Genomic DNA, 521 nt, shown 5'->3' with positions numbered 1-521 from the left:
CTTACACCTCAAGCATTCCTTTTAATTCTGATAGCCCCTTAGAAATCTCCTCCTCTAAAGCCTCTATTCTTTCTAAAATAACACTTGGTGCATCATACACTACTTCTTCATATTCTATTTCCTTATACTTATTTATAGACAAATCATAATCATTTTCAGCTATCTCTTCTTTCTCTACCCAGAACCACTTATCCTCTTTAGCAGGTTCTAATTTATTATCCTTCTTTATAGCTCTCCATTTTTCAATTATATCTGGAATATCACCGTCATTATCAAGTTTATTTCTCTTATCATCAAGAGAATAACCATCACTTTGCATATCGTAAAACCATACTTTTTTTGTTTCTCCGCCTTTAGTGAATATAAGGATAGCCGTAGATACTCCCGCATATGGTTTGAATACCCCTGATGGCATGGATATCACACCTTCTAGTGCATTTTCTTCAACTAAAGTTTTTCTTATATCCTTATGTGCTTTAGTTGAGCCAAATAAAACTCCATCTGGTACTATAACAGCACAT

1 protein-coding gene is annotated in these 521 nt (G+C 34.0%); it reads right to left on the bottom strand.

Annotation, left to right across the window (positions count from 1 at the left end; genetic code table 11):
- Window position 1: 1 nt before the first annotated feature.
- Window positions 2–521, bottom strand: a 520-nt coding sequence (locus M2651_RS14255) for an N-6 DNA methylase (protein ID WP_252133000.1), incomplete at its 5' end; no start/stop codon positions are given.

The organism is Clostridium caldaquaticum (genome assembly GCF_023806125.1).
Lineage (GTDB): Bacteria > Bacillota > Clostridia > Clostridiales > Clostridiaceae > Clostridium_AT > Clostridium_AT caldaquaticum.
The sequence above is the reverse complement of the archived record's forward strand: the minus strand, read 5'-3'. Positions and strand labels throughout refer to the sequence as shown.